Here is an 18,453-nt window from a genome sequence, read left to right as displayed (position 1 = left end):
CAAAAATAGCACAAAATTCGTTAAAATGGCAAAATTTTATCAAAATTTTATCTTGTGGTCGCGGATTCGTTGAGAGACTTGCTTTATTGATGTCGAGCGTGTAGAGTATTGAAGTGCCTTTTAAAAGGGGACAGCAATTCAATGAAAACTTCAATCAATCTCTAGTTACAGACAACTCAATGCAATTACAAGCTGATTCTCCGACTGCGGGGAGTTCTCACCCCAAGAATAAGGAGCTGCCCTTCACGCTCCAAGATTTGAAAGCCGCAATTCCCCCCGATTGTTTTGAACCCTCCGCAGGCCGTTCCCTGGCCTACTTTTTTTTAGATGTGGGTCTGATTGCGGGGTTTTACGCGATCGCCGCCTACCTAGATAGCTGGTGGTTTTACCCGATTTTCTGGCTCATCCAGGGGACGCTTTTCTGGTCCCTATTTGTCGTCGGGCACGATTGCGGACACGGTTCGTTTTCCAAATCCAAACGGTTGAATAACCTGATCGGACACCTGAGCCACACCCCCCTGTTGGTTCCCTACCACGCTTGGCGGATCAGCCACCGCACCCACCACGCCAACACCGGCAATATCGACACCGATGAAAGCTGGTATCCGGTGATAGAAAGCGACTACAATCAGATGCTTTGGTACGAAAAGCTTGTTCGCTTTTATCTGATGCTGTTTGCCTATCCCATCTATCTTTTCGTCCGTTCCCCCCGTCGGGAAGGGTCGCATTTTTTACCCAGCAGCCCCCTGTTTCGCCCGTCGGAAAAATGGGATGTGATAACCAGTACGGTTTGCTGGGTTGCATTTGCGGGATTTTTGGTCTTTTTAACCGTCCAATACGGCGGGCTATTTTTCCTTAAATTCTACCTGGTTCCCTACCTCATTTTTGTCATATGGCTGGATCTCGTCACCTTTTTACACCACACGGAAGATGACATTCCTTGGTATCGGGGCGATGACTGGTACTTCCTCAAAGGGGCATTATCAACCATCGATCGCGACTACGGTTTCATCAACCCCATCCACCACAATATCGGCACCCACGTCGTCCACCATATTTTCCTGAGTATTCCCCACTATCACCTACTCCGAGCCAACGAAGCCATCAAGCCCGTTCTCGGAGATTATTATCGCATCTCCAAAGAACCGATTTGGAAGGCGTTTTGGAAGTCTTATTTGTCTTGTCACTTCGTCCCCGATAGCGGCTCCGGCGTCTACTACCGATCGCAGTTCAATCCGGGATACGATGTGACGGTCGGGGAAAAAGATTCTCAATCGAGGTAGAATAAAAAGGCAGTCAACCGCGATCGCCAATCGATGTCAGGGTTTCCGCCACCTCTCACCCAACCCCAATCTCTCGAACAGTGTCTGAAACAGTATTTTGGATACGACACCTTCCGCCCGGGACAGCGGGAGATTATCGAACAGGTGTTGCAGAAACGGGATACATTGATAATCATGCCCACGGGGGGTGGAAAGTCCCTCTGTTTCCAGCTTCCCGCCCTGCTCAAACCGGGGGTGACGGTGGTGGTTTCGCCCTTAATCGCCCTGATGCAAGATCAGGTGGAAGCCCTGCAAGATAACGGCATCGGGGCGACATTTCTCAACAGCACCCTGTCCCCCCACGGCGTCCGCCAGCGGGTGTCCGCGATTCTCGAAGGCAAAATTAAACTGCTTTATGTCGCCCCGGAGCGGCTTTTATCTCCCCAGTTTCTCGAATTTCTCGATCGCATCGATGCGGAACTGGGGATTTCTGCATTTGCGATCGATGAAGCCCATTGTGTCTCCGAGTGGGGGCACGATTTTCGCCCCGAATATCGACAATTAAAACAGGTGCGATCGCGCTATCCCCACGTCCCCGCGATGGCGCTCACCGCCACCGCCACGGAACGGGTGAGACGCGACATCGTCAAACAACTCGCCCTCCAAAAACCATACGTCCACGTCGCCAGTTTTTACCGCTCCAACCTTTACTATCAAGTCATCCCGAAAGAAAAGCACCGCTTCACCCAACTGTTAAATTTGATGCGATCGCTCGACGGTTCGGGCATCATCTATTGTTCCAGTCGAAAGCGGGTGGAGGAAGTGGCGTTTAAACTGCAAAAAGAAAACATTCCCGCCCTCCCCTACCATGCCGGAATGGAAGACTACGAACGCATCGAAAATCAAACCCGATTTATCCGGGATGACGTACAAATTATGGTGGCAACCGTCGCCTTCGGCATGGGCATCGACAAGCCAGATGTTCGGTTTGTCATTCACTACGATTTACCCAAAAGCTTGGAAAGTTATTATCAGGAGTCCGGGCGGGCGGGGCGGGACGGGGAAGCGGCGCAATGTCTGCTGTTATTCAGCTACGGCGATGTCAAAACCATCGAATATTTGATCGAGCAAAAACCCGACGAGGACGAACGGCGGATCGCCCGCCAGCAGTTGCGACAGGTGCTCGATTATGCCGCCTCGACGGATTGCCGCCACCGCATCCAACTGCGCTATTTCGGCGAAGAATTCCCCGGAAATTGCGGCCAGTGCGACAACTGCCGCCACCAGAAACCCCTCGAAGATTGGACGGTGGAGGCGATGAAATTTCTCTCCTGCGTGGCGCGATGTCAGGAACGATTCGGGATGAATTATATTATCGATGTATTGCGGGGTTCCAAGAGTAAAAAAGTCCTCGATCGCGGACACGACAAGCTTTCCACCTACGGCATCGGGCGGGATAAAACGGCGGACGATTGGAAATTGTTGGCGCGATCGCTGCTGCATCAAGGACTCTTAGATCAGACGACGGACGGCTATTCGATTTTGAAGTTAAATCGCCACAGTTGGGAGGTGATGAAAAAACAGCGGGAAGTGAAAGTCGCCGTGCCGCCGAAACCCCAACTGGAACAACAAAGCCGCTCGCTGGCGGCGGAGGTGGGAATGTTATTTGAACATCTCCGCAAACTCCGCAAAACAATTGCCGACGAAAAGCAAGTGCCGCCCTACGTCGTTTTCCCGGATTCCACCCTGCAATTGATGGCGCGGGAACGCCCCGCAAGCGAAGCCGATTTGTTGGAAATTTCGGGCGTCGGAACGCACAAACTGAGACAATATGGACGGCAGTTTTTGAGCGCCATCAACCAGTTCTGCGAGGAACAAGGACTGCCCCTCAAGTCCGCCCCCCCGAAGCAACAAACCATCTCGATTTGGGATACCCTTTCGGAGACGCTACTCAAGACGTTAGAACTGTACCAACAGGGGTTGAGCGTGGATGCGATCGCCGACGAACGGGGTTTGAAACCGAGTACGATTTACGGGCATTTAGCCGAATTGATCGCCCTGAATTACGGCGATATCGATGTCGATCGCCTGATATCTCCGGAACGCCAGCAGGTGATTTTGAATGCGATCGCAACTGTTGGAGATGACTCCCTCCGACAGATTTTTGAGTATTTGAAAGGAGATTATGATTACGGTGAAATTAAAATTATGTTGGCGATGTGGCGATCGCAGCGATCGTCGGAAATTGAGTTTTGAAACGGGCGATCGCCCCCGGCTCCCCTTGGTAAGGGGGGAGTTGGAAACTCGGAGACTTTGGGGGTTTCTGGGATTCTAGATTATTCTAACAACCAGTCAAAAATTGAACCCAAACTCAAACTCAAATCGCCGGCAAAATCGGGGACGGGAAGCAGTTGTTCCGCTTCGTCAAATACTTCCGGCTGTCGCCGGGGAAAATACACAAAAACCGTCCGTTCTTGGGGGTCGATTAACCAACCCATTTGACTTCCGTGACTGAGACAGTGTAAAATATTTTTTGTGACTTTGGTTTGACTCTGTTCGGGCGACATAATTTCGATTGTCCAGTCCGGTGCGATTAAAAAGCGATTGGAAATCTCGCCATTCGAGTCGCGGGGAATTCGATTCCACGTCCAAATTGAAACATCGGGAACGAGCGATCGCCCCCCGAACGTACAACGCAACTCCGAAAAAGCCCGGGCGATTTTCCGGGGCTTTAAAATGGCGTTGACAGTTGTCGAAAACTCGGTTTGAATCGTGCTATGCTTACCCTGCGGCATCGGTTTCTGAACAATATGACCATTAATATATTCCCCAGCGGGTTTGGTTTCTGGCAGCTTCAGAAACTCTTCTAAGGTGACGGATTTTGACGGAGATTGTACCATCGGGACTTCCTCCTGAAAATGGGCGATCGCTTATCCTGTAGTGTAGTTTAACATATTTTTGGGTTGTAAAATTATGAAAAAAAGAACGATAATTTTACGTTTTTATTGAACAATATGAAGACGGTTACTATGTCGGATAAGTACCTCAACTATTGCCAAATCACGCCGCGATCGAACACCCTGCCCTTCTTGTCAATTCCCGAAATAACGATGCGATCGCCGTAGACTTCATTCACCGCAAAACTGAGGCGTTCCGTGGCGTATTCCGTCCACTCCGATCGCCCCACCGGACGGCTTTTAGCCCCCGCACCGCAAATCAAATAAGTCGTCCCGTCGATGGGGCGGGTGCGTTCGTAATCGTGTTCGTGGCCGTTGATATACAGTTGCACGCCGTATTTTTTAAACAGGGGTGTCAGCTTTTTGATCCGCCCTTCATTCACCCCATATTTTCCGGAAGAATAAAGGGGGTGATGGCCGAAAACGACTTTCCACGGGGCGTCACTTTTTCGCAGTTCCGATCGCAGCCAGGTCAGTTGGGTTTCCCAGTCCGCTTCATTCGTCGTTTCCAGGGCGAAAAACTGCACGAAATCCCGGCGGAATGTGTAATACCGACCCGCCATGTTGAAGTGGGGATATTCGACTTGTCGATCGCCATTTTCGGTGCGGATGTCGTGGTTGCCAAGACAGGCATAAAATTTGACGCCCCGTCGCAATAACGGTTGGTAAGGTCGCTCGAAGACCTTGTTAATTTTCTCAATTTCGCCATTCCGATAAATATTATCTCCGGCCAGTAATACCAGATCGAAAGGGTGGCGTTTGTGATGGCGAACCATCGCCCGGGCGACGGCATATTGAGCGCGATCGCCGGTTCCCGTGTCGGCGACGGCGGCGAACCGGAACAGGGGCGGGGTGGCGGGGGTGAGTGCGTCGGCGGCGGCGATCGTTTCGGCCTCTGAAAACGGCTGTCGCGATCGCCACCAGCCTCGAAAACCTCCCCACCAACCGATCGCCCCTAAACTGGCGAGACTGGTGATCATCCAAAATTGACGGCGTTTCATTGAATTCTCAAAATCGACGAATTTCTACAGGACAAAATGGTAGAGTGGGGCTGGAATATGCCCCGTTTAACTTTAGCGCGTTTGCCCCGTCAGGGCGATTTTCAATGTCCCAGGATCGACCGACACCCCCCCAACCCCGCCCCGTCCGACGGCGACGGCGATCCGCCCGCAAATCCCGGGGGAGCCCGCTTCGCGACGCGGCGATCGCACTGCTGCGGCAACTCATCAAAACCTTGGAGGGGACGGTGGAACGGTTGGAAGCGGAACCCCAATTTCCCACCCGCCGGGGACTCTCGGGCTGGGTGTGGGGCGCGATTGCCTTGGCGGTGGCGGTGGGGCTGTTCATTTTCTTCTCCCCCAATCGCGTCGCCGAAGAAGTCGCCGAACCTCCCCCCACCGAGGAGATCCGGCCAGCCATTTCCACTCCGGAACCGGAACCGCCAGAACCCCCGGAAACTCCAGAAATTGTAGCAATTGAAGAACCCATTTCGGAACCGGAACCGGAACCGGAACCGGAAATCGTAGAAATGGAAGAACCCGTGCCGGAACCGGAACCGGAACCGGCAGAAATCCCGGAAATTGAAGAACCTGTCGCGGGACAAAAATCTGGGAATTTACCCGCAGAATTGACCGCCCCAAACTCTCCCGAACCGGTGGCTTTGATCGCCCCTCCGGCGGTCGCCCGACCCTATTTGAACGACTCGATCCGCGATCGCCTCGCCGAGTTTAGCGATCGCTACGGCGGCGATTTAATTCGAGCCGTCGATGCCAATTTTGCCGCCAGTTTGTTGCGGGTCGAGGTGGGCGAGGAATGGCACGAATTGGACGATAAGGATCAGAATCGCTTTGCAAATCAGCTTTTCAAAAAAGTGCGATCGCTCGATTTTACCCGCTTAGAAATTTGCGACAATGATGGCAAAATAATTGCCCGAAATCCCGTGGTCGGCTCGGAAATGATTCTTTGGAAGCGATGAACCCGTGACCGTCGGCGTTCCCGTTGCCGACTTCGGCCGTGGTATAACTACAATATCAAGTCGTTCTGTCAGGCTCGTATGTGTTACGAGTTCGGCCGGATTCTTCTCGCCGGATCGCGATCGCGACATCCGATTATACAATCCCCATCGAGTCGGTCACAGACCATGTTAATTCGCTTTTTTCAAAACAGTAGCGTCCAATTCTTACATCACGTTCCCCTGCGACGAGCCATCATTATTCCCTTCGTGCTTCAGATCTGCGCCACGGTCGGGATCACGGGATATCTGTCGTGGCGGAACGGTCAGCAAGCCGTCCTGGAGGTCGCCAACCAACTTCGCAACGAAGTGACCGCTCGCGTCACGATGCATCTGGATACTTTTCTGGAGCAACCTCACCTAATCGCCAAAATTATCGCCCAAGAAACCCGGGCGGGCGGACTCAATTTTGACGACATTCAAAATTCAGAATATTCCCTATTTCAGCTTTTGGATCTCTTCGATTCTGTCCACGCCACTTACATGGCAAATGAGGGAGGAAAATTTATTTATGTAAAACTGAATGAGGACGGTTCATTTCATTCGCAAATCGTGCGACAACCGCCCGAACGAAGGATCTATCAACTGACCCCGGAAGGCGAGCGCGGCCCCCAAATCGATCGCGATCGCTACGACCCGAGAATTCGACCCTGGTACACCAAAACCCTGGTATTGGAGCAACCCAATTGGAGCCAAATTTACCCATTTACCAACGGAGAACTCGGCCTCACCGCCTCCCGTCCCCTCTACGATCGCGACGGTCAATTCATGGGGATTGTGGGTGTGGATTTCGTCCTCGGTTTGATCGATAATTTTCTGCAAAGTATCCAGATCAGCCCCAACGCCGAAATTTTCATTCTCGAACCGTCCGGATTTTTAGTGGCAACTTCGACGGCGGAAAAACCCTTTTTTATCGACGAAAAAGGGGGGGAAAAACGCTTGAAAATTGCGGATAGTCAGAACCCAAAACTTCGAGCGATCGCGGATTATCTCCATCAAAATTTTGAGCATTTGAGCCAGATCGAAGAAACCTATCAAAGCGATTTCAAAATCGGCCGAGAACGGCAGTTCATCCAGGTCGTCCCGCACCGCGATCAATTCGGTTTAAATTGGCTGATCGTGGTAGCCATACCGGAGGCAGATTTTATGGGTCAAATTGACGCCAACGCCCGCACCACGCTGCTCCTCTGTCTGGTGGCGTTAGCCGTCACGATCGCGATCGGAGTTTTGACCGCCCGCTGGGTGACTCGGCCGCTTCTAAACCTCAACCAAGTCGCCCGAAAAATTGCCAGCGGACAGTGGAATCAAACGGTTCAAATTTCCCGCTGCGACGAAGTCGGAGAACTGGCTGAAACCTTCAATCAAATGGTCGCCCAACTGCGGCAATCGTTTAAAGAACTGGAAGCCCAACACGCCGAAACCCAAGGGTTAAATCGCCAACTTTTAGAGCGAGAATATTGGCTCAATCAATTTTTGGAAACCCTGCCAGTCGGCGTTTTAGTCTACAACAAAAACGGAAAAATTTCCTACGCAAACAAAACTTTAAAGCAACTTATAGGAAAGGCAGAAATACCGGAAGTTAACCCGGGAAAATTCGCCGAAGAAAATCAATTTTATATTGCCAATACGAATCAGATATACCCGGCGAAAGCCCTGCCCCTCGTCCGCGCCTTGAAAGGAAAAAGTATCCACGTTGAAAACTTGGAAATTCGCCGCGAAGATCGCACCATTCCCTGCTCGGTGATGGCGGCACCTATTTTCGACTGCGATGACGCGATCGCCTACGGAATTTGCGTGTTTGAAGACATCACCCAGCGCCGACAGGCGGAGAGGGAACGACAAAAGTTTACCGCCGAACTCCAACTCAAAAACGAAGCCCTCAAACGCTTGGATCAAATTAAAGATGAATTTCTCGCCAATACCTCCCACGAACTTCGCACCCCCCTCAACGGCATGATTGGTTTGGCGGAATCGATGCTGGCGGGGGTGGCTGGCCCCCTGACCGAAGTCCAGCACAAAAACCTGGTGATGATCGCCCACAGCGGCCACCGATTGTCAACCCTGGTCAACGATATTCTCGACTTTTCCAAACTGCGACACCGGACGATCGAACTGCAACAAAAACCCTTGGGACTGCGGGAGATGGTCGAAATTGTCGTCATTTTGAGCAAACCCTTGATTCGGCACAAGGAGATCCGAGTTTTTAATGAAATACCTGCGGATTTACCCGCCGTTTATGCCGACGAAAATCGCCTGCAACAAATTCTCTACAATTTAATTGGAAATGCCATCAAATTTACGGAGGCCGGGACGGTCAAAATCGCCGCCTCTGTCGCCGGAGGAGACGCGATCGCCGTGGCGGTTTCCGACACCGGTATCGGCATTCCCGAAGACAAGCGCGATCGCATTTTTGAATCCTTTGAACAGGGCGACGGTTCCACGGCGCGACAGTACGGCGGCACGGGTTTGGGGCTGGCCGTGACGAAACAGTTGGTGGAACTCCACCACGGTCAAATCTGGGTCGATTCCGTCCTCGGCGAGGGTTCCACCTTTACCTTCACCCTCCCCATTTCAGACGCCGATCCCCCCGTCACTGTCGAACCGGATTCGGTGTTAGTCAACCCGTCCGCGATCGTCAGTTTGGATGCCTTTATCGACCGTACAAAACCCGCTCATTTCATCCCCGAAATTTCCCCCAAAGAACCGGTCAATGAAGATGAAAATCAGTTCAAAATTTTGATCGTCGATGACGATCCGGTAAACCTACAGGTATTGGCGAATTATCTTTATTTAGAAAACTACGCCGTCACCCGGGCGAACAACGGGCCGGAAGCCCTGGAAATTTTGGAGGCCGGTTTCGTCCCCGACCTGATTTTAATGGACGTGATGATGCCCCGCATGACGGGTTATGAAGTCACCCAAAAAATTCGCGAAACCTGGCCCGCCCACCAACTGCCGATCGTGATGTTGACGGCAAAAAATCGCGTCTCAGATTTGGTGTTCGGCTTGGAAGTGGGGGCGAATGACTACCTTTCCAAACCTCTCAATAAAGACGAACTTTTGGCCCGCATAAAAACCCACATCCGCATCAAACAACTCCGCACCGAAAAAGCCCACATCCGCAAGACCTTCGGCCGCTACGTGACGGATGAAGTGGTCGCCAATTTGCTCGAAAGTGACGACCGCCTCAAACTCGGAGGCGAACGCCGCACCATCACGATTTTGACCTCGGATTTGCGCGGCTTCACGGCGACATCCGAACGCCTCCCCCCGGAAGAAGTGGTGAAAATTCTCAATTTCTATCTGTCCAAAATGGCCGACGTGATCACCGGCTACAACGGCACCATCGACGAGTTCATGGGGGACGGAATTTTGGTCTTATTCGGGGCACCGAAAGTGCGGGAAGACGACCCCCGGCGGGCGATCGCCTGTGCGGTGGCAATGCAGTTGGCGATGGATGCGGTCAACCGGCAGATGAAAGCCTGGGGATATCCCAATTTGGAAATGGGGATCGGGGTGAATACCGGCGAAGTGGTGGTCGGCAATATCGGCTCGGAAAAGCGCACCAAATACGGCGTGGTGGGCAAGCACGTCAATTTGGCCTACCGACTCGAATCCTACACCACCGGCGGACAAATTTTCATTTCTCAATCGACGTTGGATTCCGCCGGCGCGATCGCCCATATCGTCGGCGAAAAACACGTCCAGCCCAAAGGCGTCCAGCAGCCGATTCCGATTTACGAATTGGGCGGCGTGGGCGACCCTTACAACCTCTACTTGAAACGAGAAAAGGAGATTTTTGTTCCCCTCCCCAATCCCATCGCCCTGGACTATGTGATTTTGGAAGGAAAGCACGTCGGCAACAATATTTTCTCCGGTCAAATTGTGGAACTGTCGGCGCGGGAAGCCCAGGTTAAAACGCGCTCCGAGGATGACAATTGTCTGCCCCTACCCCTGACCAATATCAAGCTCAATTTCAGAGGATACGGCTGTTTGCAAGGCTCGGAAGATGTCTACGCCAAAGTGTTGGAACGCGAAGCAAAACCGGGGTATTTTTACATTCACTTCACGGCGAAGCCCCCGGAAGTTGATGCCGAGTTGACGGCCATTTACGAGAGGTTTGCAGAGGCTCTGCCCCGGTGAGAATAGAGCTGAGGGGGAATGCCATTCGCCCCTACTTTTCGGCCGGGAGGGTGAAGGCGATGGCGAGATATTCCCGGTAGCCGCAAATTCGATCGCCCCGAATTTCCAATGCGATCGCCACTTGGTTTTCGTAGGGGTTTCCCCACATTTTCCCCCGCGATCGCGCTTCAAAAATTACCGTCGTGTCGCCGCCGGAAATTCGTTCCTCGTTGAGGACGAGTCCCCCGGGGAAAACCTTCTCGGTGGCGTAGCGGAGAAATTCCCCCAATTTTTCCGGACCGTAATTCAATCCTTTGTAGGGTCCGGCGGGAAAGAAAAAAGTAAAGTCATCGGTTAGCATCTCCAAAAATGCCTCCCATTCCCCCGTCGCCAATCCATGTTTGAAGCGATCGAAGCCGAGTCGGGCGGTTTTTAAAGTTTCTGGAGAAGGAGATATCATGGTTTTTACCTGCCAGTTACGATTGCTATTATCCGATGGCGCAGCGCTATAATTCCCAAGCGGTGCTTGAGATCACGACGAACCGGCACTTCCGAGCAGGTAGAGGCTCAGTAACGTGCCGCTGTTCCACAAGCTGTGCAGCAACATTGGGGCGAGGAGGTTGCGCGATCGCGTGTAGACGAACCCCAACACCATTCCCAGCACGAATAACGGCAGCACTTCCGAAATACTCAAATGTACCGCGGCGAACAAAAGGCCGCTGGCCGCGATCGCACCCCACAGCGGCAAATAGCGAGTCAAAGAGGGCAGTAAAAACCCGCGAAACATCAGTTCCTCGAAAACGGGGGCAGCGATAGAAGCGGTCACGAAAAAGATCGCCAACGCCAGTCCGTCGCGGTTTTCCAAGGCGATGGGGAGGATGGGATTACTCCCCCCCCGTCCGTCCCACAATTGCTGATTGATCAGCGACACCAAAATCACCAACGGGAGGGCGACGCAATACCCGCCCAAACCCCAGAAAATCCAGTTATCCCGAAACTTGAACCGGAACCATCCTTCCGGGAGGGGAAAAAAGGGTTTCAGGGATAGATACAAAACCCCCACCCCGCCGCACACCAACAAAACGTAGGTGAGGAGGACGTAAAATGCCTGGAGTCTAGCATCCCCCGCCGGGGGCTTCAAACCGATAATTTGAAATAAAATCGGGATCGCCAATTGTCCGATCAGGAAAAATCCCAAGACGAAGACTTGCGCGATGGTTTCCCCATCCCAGGGAACCGACCATTCCACGTCCGAATTGGTGGCGAGAATGGCTTCTTTGCGGTTGATCAACCATTGAATTCCCAAAATAATTAGCAGGATAATTCCCGCCACCAATCCCAGTCCGGGAATGGCCGAAACGATCGCCAGTTTGTAGACAGCTTCTTCGGCGATTTCCTGTTCCCGGGCATTCAGTTCCGCCAGGGCTTCTTGGCGTTCCTGGAGGCTGTAAAGTCGAGCCAGGGTTTGGTAGCGGAACCAACCCTCCAAATTTTGCCGCAATATCGGCTCGGCATCCGGCAGCAACCGGGGCGGTTCGCTCCAGAGTCCCACCAACACCGGGGCGGTTTTTGCCGTCGCGGAAACTCCATTTTGAACCGGCAAAGATTTCCAAGTCGCGATCGCCTCCTCCGTCTTCCCCAATTCCGCCCGAATAATGCCGCTCCGCAACTTCAACTCGTCAAGGGACTGTTCCAGCTTTTGAACCGTGGCCGGCGGCGGGAGCTCCCTTGCTCGCACCCGTCGCCAATTCTCTTCGGTGGATGCGATCGCCGTCTGATATTGGTCGAGGGCGGCCCGCGTCGCATTTTCCCCGATAATATTGTCGCGCAGGGTCAGCAATTGTTCCCCTTCCCCCCGATCGGGCCTCCACTCCGACCCGTGCAGGACCAAATTGGTTTGGTACAGTTCCAGGCGGCTCTGAATTTGCGGTTGCGTCCAACTTCCCACCAAACTCAACCCCAAATAGGCCAGGGCGAGGAGGGTCAGAACTATCAGAATGATACGTTTCAATGTCATTGATATCGATAAAAAAGGTCAACACGAAAGAATTAACAATTAACAATTAACAATTATCAATTATCAATTATCAATTATCAATTATCCACTCCTACCACCTCGGATCGGAGGCCAAAAATTCGGCCATCTGAGCGGGGGGCATGGGTTTGGCGAAGAAATATCCCTGTCCGCTGTCACATTGTAAATCCCGCAGTTGGGCGAGTTGCTCGGCGGTTTCGATGCCCTCCGCCACGGCGACCATGTTCAACGTTTTGGAAATGCCGATGATGGCGGGGATGAGTCCCAAATTTTTGGGCGTCCCGTCCAGGAGGTTGACGAAGGATTTATCAATTTTAATCGTATCGACGGGGAAAGCGTGCAGGTAGCTCAGGGAGGAGTAGCCCGTGCCGAAATCGTCGATGCTCAAACCGATGTGGCGCTCGCGCAGTTGTTGGAGGAGGGTGAGGGCGCTCTCGGGGTATTCGACGATCGCACTTTCGGTCATTTCCAACCGCAGGCACTCCGGATTCAGGCCGCTGTCGTGCAAAATCTCGTCGATGGTCCCCACCAAATCCGGCTGGGCAAATTGTCGGACCGACAGGTTGACGCTGACGCTGAGGGACTCCTCCGCCCGGTTTTCTTCCTGCCACCGGCGGAGCTGACGGCAGGCTTCGGAGAGCATCAAAGTGCCAATTTTCCCGATCTCGCCCATTTCTTCAGCCAGGGGGATGAACGTCCCCGGAGACACCAACCCCCGCCGGGGATGTTTCCAGCGCACCAGGGCTTCCATGCTGGCGATTTTCCCCGTTTTAAAATCGATGATGGGCTGATAGTAGGGGGTCAAGTCTTGCTGATCGATCGCCCGCCGCAGGTCCATTTCCAACCCCAACAAATCCAGAGCTTCCTGGTGCATGGGGGGGTCGAAAACGTAATACCTCCCCCGCCCGAACGCCTTCGCCCGGTACATAGCCGTGTCCGCATCCCGCAGCAGGTGTTCCGGCTTTTGATACTCGGCGTGATTCAGGGCGATTCCGATACTGATATTGATAAAAATTTCGCGGTTGTGAATTTGAAACGGACGGGAAAACAGATCCAGCAGGGAACCGGCGACCGCCGTCACCGATTCCCGGTCGCGAATTTCGGGCAGGAGGATGGCGAATTCGTCGCCGCCGAGCCGCGCCAACACATCGTCCTCGCCCAACCGTTCTCGGAGGCGGCGGGCGATGGCGACCAACAGCTCGTCGCCCACCAGGTGTCCCAAAGAATCGTTGACGACTTTGAAGCGATCGCAGTCCAAAAACAGCACGGCAAACCGCCGCTCCGGCTCCGTTTTAAAAGCCGCGATCGCCCGTTCGACCCGCTCCATAAATAAGGTGCGGTTGGGCAATCCCGTCAGCCTGTCGTGCAGGGCCATATCCAACAGCCTCGCGTTGGCTTCTTCGAGTTGCCGCGTCCGCTCTTTGACCCGATTTTCCAGTCGGGTATTGAGTTCTAGAATTTCCTTTTCCGCCGCTTTCAGCATCAGTTGATTTTCCACCCGGGCCAGGACTTCTTCCATTTGAAAGGGCTTGGTGATGTAGTCCGAACCGCCCACCCGAAACGCTTTTACCTTGTCAAAAGCGTCGTCCAAAGCGCTCAAAAAAATGACCGGAACCTTCGTCAAATGCAAGTCGCATTTGAGTGCGTGACACACCTCGTATCCGTCGAGGCCGGGCATCATGATATCCAGCAAAATCAAGTCCGGCTCCACCGTATTCACCGCCATCAACGCCATTTTACCGTTGACAGCCTTGCGGACATTGTACCCTTCGACCATCAATATTTCTGAGAGCAGGTGCAAATTTTCCGGTTTGTCATCGACCACTAAAATATCGGCTTTCGGTTTGTCCACGTCATTCCCACTCAATTCAGCATCTCTTGGGTGTCGGTTGTGCCAACATCTTCAATTCGTTCCACCAGTTCGAGAACTTGATCAAATTGAAAGTTCGCCACCCATTCCGCCAGGGCATCGGCGAGTTCCTTTCGCTCGGGCGGAATTTGATCGACGAGTTCCAATAACAGAAGATCGCTGCCCTGAGCGGCGGCGAGATAGACTTGAGTCAACCAAGATTCTGACATATTTTGGATGTGTTTGAAAAGCAGTTCCGCGTCCGCCGCCCTCTCGCTATCCGCCCCGGGATTCCAACTCGCAGAAATGTCCGAAGTCGTCGCGCAGACATATTGCACGCCCAGATATTGACGCAGTTTTTGCAGCAGTTCTTCCCGGCGAAAGGGTTTCCGCAAGAAGTCGTTGCAGCCGGCTTTGACGATCTCCTGTCGGTGTTCCTCAAAAGCGCTGGCCGTCAGGGCGAGGATCGGGATCTGGCGGCCGTCAGGGCGCGACCGGATTTCTCGCGTAGCCTCGTAACCGTCGAGGATCGGCATCTGGATGTCCATCAAAATTAGATCCGGGTGCCACTCCTCCCAAATCGCGATCGCCTCCCGGCCATTTTTCGCTTCCCGCACCGCGAATCCCAAAGAACCCAGCAGTTGCAGGATCAACAGGCGGTTGGTTTCCCGATCTTCGGCCACCAGAATCCGGTAGGTCGGTTGGTCCGGGGCCAATTCCACCGTCCGCCCCGCCTCCGCCCCATCCGCGGCCTCCGCCGACCGGGCTTCCACCCGCCCCACCGGAATAGCGAAGGAGAACGTCGAACCCCGGTCGAGGGTACTTTGAACGGTGATTTCTCCCCCCATCAAACGGACGAACTTCTGGGCGATCGCCAGCCCCAAACCGCTGCCCTCGGAAGAATTCAACCCCGCCTGGGTCTGTCCGAAGGCTTCAAACAGGCGATCGCACTCTTCGGGTTCGATGCCGAACCCCGTATCCTCCACTTCAAATTGCACGACATCGGTGGCGTCCCAGATCTGGTGGGTGGCTCGCAGGGTGACGCTGCCGATGTCCGTGAATTTGATGGCATTTCCCAGCAAATTGATCAGCACCTGGCGCAATTTCTTTTCATCCGCCTCCACCCACCGCGGCAAATGCGGCGATCGCTCGAAATGGAGGTACAAATTTTTCGATCGTGCCCGCAGACCAAACATATCTTCCAAAGCTTGCAAGAACTCGTGCAGGTCGAAGGGGTTCGGCTGCACCGTCACCCGCCCCGCCTCGATGCGAGACATCTCCAAGATATCGTCGATCAGAGCCAGTAGGTGCTCTCCCGATCGGTTGATAATTTGGATATGTTGGCGGTGCTGGGGGGAGAGAGCCCCCGGGTGGACCGACATCAGTTGGGCGAACCCCAAAATGGCGTTGAGCGGCGTCCGCAGTTCGTGGCTCATGTTCGCCAGAAACTCGCTTTTCGCCCGGTTGGCCGCGTCGGCCATCTCCTTAGCCTTTTGAAGCTGCCGCGTCTGTTCCTGGGTGGTGGCGAACAGCTCCGCCTGGTGGACGGCGACGCCGAGTTGGGAGCCGATTTGGGTGACGGTGCGGATTTCCGCCGTCGTCCACCGCCGGGGGCGGTCGTTTTGGTAGGCCGCCAACAGCCCCCAAAGCTCGGAACCGCAGAAAATGGGCGTGATGACGTAGGCCCGGGCTTGGAACTGCTCCAACAGTCTCAGGTAGCACTCGTCGAAGCCGACTTTGTAAATATCCGTCACGCACCGATAGCTCGCGCCCTCGGCGTAGATGCCGCCCCGGGTTTCCCGGAGGTGGGTGTCGGCGATCAGGTAGTTGCCGCTGAGGCGTTTGACGGCGCACCCCTCTTTGTTGACGGCGATGCGAGTCACCGCCTCGTTCTCGCGCCCCGCCTCCGAGGTCAGTTCCACCCACCCCTCCACCACCGACTCGGCGACAAAATCCCCGCTCCAGTCTTCGTTGAAGCGGTAGACGAGGACGCGATCGCAGTTGAGGGCCCCCCGGAGTTCCCGGGTCGCCGTGGCGAAAATCCGGTCCAATTCCAGGGTCTGGCGCATTTGCTGCACCACCTGCAAGATCGAGCGCTCCCGCTCTGCGCTTTCCCGCAGGGCCCGCTCGGTGACTTTAGCCGCAGTGATGTCGGTGTGAAACCCCACCATCCGGTAGGGGCGGCCCCGCTTGTCCCAGAGAGCTACGCCCCGCGACCGAATCCAGCGATCGCCGCCGTCCCGAGATCGGGCGCAAAATTCCACGTCGTAGGTGGGAATTTCCAGGTTCAAATAGCGCTCCAAGGTCTTCAACACCCGATCGCGATCCTCGGGATAGATCACCGCTTTGGCCGCCTCGATGTTGGGGAAATCGGTGTCGGGATCGTAACCCAACATCGTCTTCCACCGGGGCGACAGGTAAATCTCCCCGCTGGCGATATCCCAGTCCCAAATGCCGTCATTCGCCCCCAGCACAGCCAGGGCGAACCGCTCCTGGGAGTGGCGCAGGGCCTCCTCCATCTGCTTCCGCTCCGTGATGTCGCTGACGGTGCAGATCACCCGGTCAATTTGGCCGTCGGCCTTCTGGGGCGTGGCGTTGACCAGCAGCCAGCGGCCGCTCCCAGTGCGGGAATTCTCGACGCCGAGGACGACGTTGTGGACCGCCTCCCCCGCCGCGATCGCCCGCTGCACGGGCAGCTCCGCCGGGGCGACCGGGGTGCGATCCTCCCGAAACAGGTTCCAACCCTCTCCGAAGACCTGGGGACGTTCCGGGGCCGCGGCCAGATCGAACAGCTCCAGGGCCGCCCGGTTGAAGACGAGAATTTCGGCGCGGCTGTTGAGGAGCAACATCCCCACCTGCATTTCTTGGATCAGGGTGCGGAACTGCCGTTCGCTTTCTTTTAAAATTTGCTCCCGGGCCAGTTGGCCGGCCAGCTGGCGGTCGAACAAACTCATCAACAGGGTAAAAAACAAGCACAGCAGCGTTGCCGACCCGATCGCCACCGCTAACAGGGAGGAGGTCAGGGTCGGGGCCGGCTCCGGTGGCAGCGCCAGTTTCGGGAAAAAGTGGGTGGCGGCCATCCCCGTGTAGTGCACCTGGCTGAGTCCGGCCCCCACCCCCACCGCGCCGACGATTCGCCAGTGGTGCCCGAAATCCGGCCGTTCCCGGACGAGTAAGGCCAGCCACAGGGCGACCCAAGCCACGGCGACGGCCGTCACCACGGAAATCGCCACCAGCCGGCGATCGTAAACGATCTCGGCCGGCATCGACATCGCCGCCATTCCTAGATAATGCACGGCCGCGAGAGTGCCGCCCATCCCGCCTCCGGCCGCCACCGACAGCCACCGGCCCGACTTGGGACGGTGCAGCAGCCAGATCCCGATCCCGGCGCCGAGAACGGCCAGGAGCAGGGAGAGCAGGGTGTTCCACAGGTGATAGATGACCGGGACGGGCAGCTCGAAGGCCAGCAGGGCGACGAAGTGCATGGCCCAGAACCCCGCCCCCATCGCGATCGCCCCCCCTACCCACCAGAAAAAACGGCGCTTGGGAGTCCACAAATTCTCGTAGGCGACCTGTCCAGCCAAATCCATCGCGATGTAGGAGGCGATGACGCCAATTGCAAAAGACAACGCAACTAAGCCCCAGTTGTAGCTGCCTATCAGTTCCGTATTCATGTCAATTTTGTGAAAGCCCCGTGCAGTTCGACAGTCCCAGACCCGGCCGGCGGTCAACCCCGATTCGATCCCTGGTGAAATGGCGATCGTGCAACCGTCCCAAATTTCAAATCAAAAAAAAACAACCCTCAGCATCCCTTTACATATCATAAGGGATAGCCCGTCCGGTGGTTGAAGACCCCCCCGAAGGGGTACAATGCTTCTGGCTGTGCGATTCGTTCGGGAGTGAAATAGGGCTGAAATGCCCGAAATAACCTCCTGGTAAGGCTTTCATCCCCTCGGATGAATATAAGGGACGTACCCCTGACCAGCCTATAACTGTCTGTATGTTCCTAAGTTTGGTATCAAAATATACCAAACGAGGTTGGAACTCTCAGGGTCAAGGAGAAAAACTGGATACTTAATAATTCCTAATAATCTCCGAGAGAGGAGGCGATAGCCACCCCCAGTTCTGGGACTCACAACCCCAGGATTGAAGCGGGGAACGGAAGGCGGTGAGGTGGAATCTGCCACCAATAATCCGACCACTGCCAATCATCTATG

At 54.6% G+C, this 18,453-nt stretch carries 10 protein-coding genes; 4 read left to right on the top strand and 6 right to left on the bottom strand.

Features of this window, described 5'->3' with window-relative positions; all coding sequences use genetic code 11:
• The first annotated feature begins 179 nt into the window (after positions 1 to 179).
• Positions 180 to 1,283: a fatty acid desaturase gene (locus tag LKE08_RS15755; RefSeq protein ID WP_324705196.1), complete on the top strand. Its 1,104-nt coding sequence runs from the start codon at positions 180 to 182 to the stop codon at positions 1,281 to 1,283.
• Positions 1,284 to 1,316: 33 nt separating this feature from the next.
• Positions 1,317 to 3,518, top strand: a complete 2,202-nt coding sequence (recQ, locus tag LKE08_RS15750; RefSeq protein WP_324705195.1) for a DNA helicase RecQ — start codon at positions 1,317 to 1,319, stop codon at positions 3,516 to 3,518.
• An 80-nt stretch (positions 3,519 to 3,598) separates the two neighbouring features.
• Here the strand turns inward: recQ and LKE08_RS15745 are convergent, their stop codons facing one another.
• Together LKE08_RS15745 and LKE08_RS15740 are read right to left on the bottom strand one after the other, a co-directional pair.
• The gene (locus LKE08_RS15745) at positions 3,599 to 4,162 is read right to left on the bottom strand and encodes a Uma2 family endonuclease (RefSeq protein WP_324705194.1); all 564 of its coding nucleotides are present in this window, start codon (positions 4,160 to 4,162) and stop codon (positions 3,599 to 3,601) included.
• Between the two features lie 149 nt (positions 4,163 to 4,311).
• Positions 4,312 to 5,220 carry a metallophosphoesterase gene (locus tag LKE08_RS15740; RefSeq protein WP_324705193.1) on the bottom strand — a complete coding sequence of 303 codons (909 nt, stop codon included), beginning with the start codon at positions 5,218 to 5,220 and terminating at the stop codon, positions 4,312 to 4,314.
• Positions 5,221 to 5,324: 104 nt separating this feature from the next.
• Here LKE08_RS15740 and LKE08_RS15735 point away from each other — a divergent pair, with 104 nt between their 5' ends.
• Together LKE08_RS15735 and LKE08_RS15730 are read left to right on the top strand one after the other, a co-directional pair.
• Entirely contained in the window at positions 5,325 to 6,194 is an 870-nt protein-coding gene (locus tag LKE08_RS15735; RefSeq protein ID WP_324705192.1) for a hypothetical protein, read from the top strand.
• A 165-nt stretch (positions 6,195 to 6,359) separates the two neighbouring features.
• Complete coding sequence (locus LKE08_RS15730; RefSeq protein WP_324705191.1) at positions 6,360 to 10,373, top strand: ATP-binding protein; 4,014 nt, start codon at positions 6,360 to 6,362, stop codon at positions 10,371 to 10,373.
• A 31-nt stretch (positions 10,374 to 10,404) separates the two neighbouring features.
• Here LKE08_RS15730 and LKE08_RS15725 read toward each other — a convergent pair whose 3' ends face one another.
• The 4 genes from LKE08_RS15725 to LKE08_RS15710 all read right to left on the bottom strand — a co-directional run bounded on the left by LKE08_RS15725 (position 10,405) and on the right by LKE08_RS15710 (position 17,910).
• Positions 10,405 to 10,812, bottom strand: coding sequence for a nuclear transport factor 2 family protein (locus LKE08_RS15725; protein WP_324705190.1), 408 nt, complete (start codon positions 10,810 to 10,812; stop codon positions 10,405 to 10,407).
• A 72-nt stretch (positions 10,813 to 10,884) separates the two neighbouring features.
• A complete protein-coding gene (locus LKE08_RS15720; RefSeq protein WP_324705189.1) occupies positions 10,885 to 12,369 on the bottom strand; it encodes a type II CAAX endopeptidase family protein in 1,485 nt (494 codons plus the stop codon).
• A gap of 91 nt (positions 12,370 to 12,460) precedes the next feature.
• The gene (locus tag LKE08_RS15715; protein WP_324705188.1) at positions 12,461 to 14,239 is read right to left on the bottom strand and encodes an EAL domain-containing protein; all 1,779 of its coding nucleotides are present in this window, start codon (positions 14,237 to 14,239) and stop codon (positions 12,461 to 12,463) included.
• Between the two features lie 11 nt (positions 14,240 to 14,250).
• A complete protein-coding gene (locus LKE08_RS15710) occupies positions 14,251 to 17,910 on the bottom strand; it encodes an MHYT domain-containing protein (protein ID WP_324705187.1) in 3,660 nt (1,219 codons plus the stop codon).
• Positions 17,911 to 18,453 lie beyond the last annotated feature (543 nt).

The organism is Lyngbya sp. CCY1209 (assembly GCF_035615495.1).
Lineage (GTDB): Bacteria > Cyanobacteriota > Cyanobacteriia > Cyanobacteriales > Microcoleaceae > Limnospira.
The sequence above is the reverse complement of the archived record's forward strand: the minus strand, read 5'-3'. Positions and strand labels throughout refer to the sequence as shown.

What these genes read in the sequence shown, in the direction of transcription:
- LKE08_RS15755 (WP_324705196.1), top strand. Translation starts at nt 180, where the DNA reads ATGCAATTACAAGCTGATTCTCCGACTGCGGGGAGTTCTCACCCCAAG.
- recQ (WP_324705195.1), top strand. Translation starts at nt 1,317, where the DNA reads ATGTCAGGGTTTCCGCCACCTCTCACCCAACCCCAATCTCTCGAACAG.
- LKE08_RS15745 (WP_324705194.1), bottom strand. Translation starts at nt 4,162, where the DNA reads ATGGTACAATCTCCGTCAAAATCCGTCACCTTAGAAGAGTTTCTGAAG.
- LKE08_RS15710 (WP_324705187.1), bottom strand. Translation starts at nt 17,910, where the DNA reads ATGAATACGGAACTGATAGGCAGCTACAACTGGGGCTTAGTTGCGTTG.
- LKE08_RS15740 (WP_324705193.1), bottom strand. Translation starts at nt 5,220, where the DNA reads ATGAAACGCCGTCAATTTTGGATGATCACCAGTCTCGCCAGTTTAGGG.
- LKE08_RS15720 (WP_324705189.1), bottom strand. Translation starts at nt 12,369, where the DNA reads ATGACATTGAAACGTATCATTCTGATAGTTCTGACCCTCCTCGCCCTG.
- LKE08_RS15725 (WP_324705190.1), bottom strand. Translation starts at nt 10,812, where the DNA reads ATGATATCTCCTTCTCCAGAAACTTTAAAAACCGCCCGACTCGGCTTC.
- LKE08_RS15730 (WP_324705191.1), top strand. Translation starts at nt 6,360, where the DNA reads ATGTTAATTCGCTTTTTTCAAAACAGTAGCGTCCAATTCTTACATCAC.
- LKE08_RS15735 (WP_324705192.1), top strand. Translation starts at nt 5,325, where the DNA reads ATGTCCCAGGATCGACCGACACCCCCCCAACCCCGCCCCGTCCGACGG.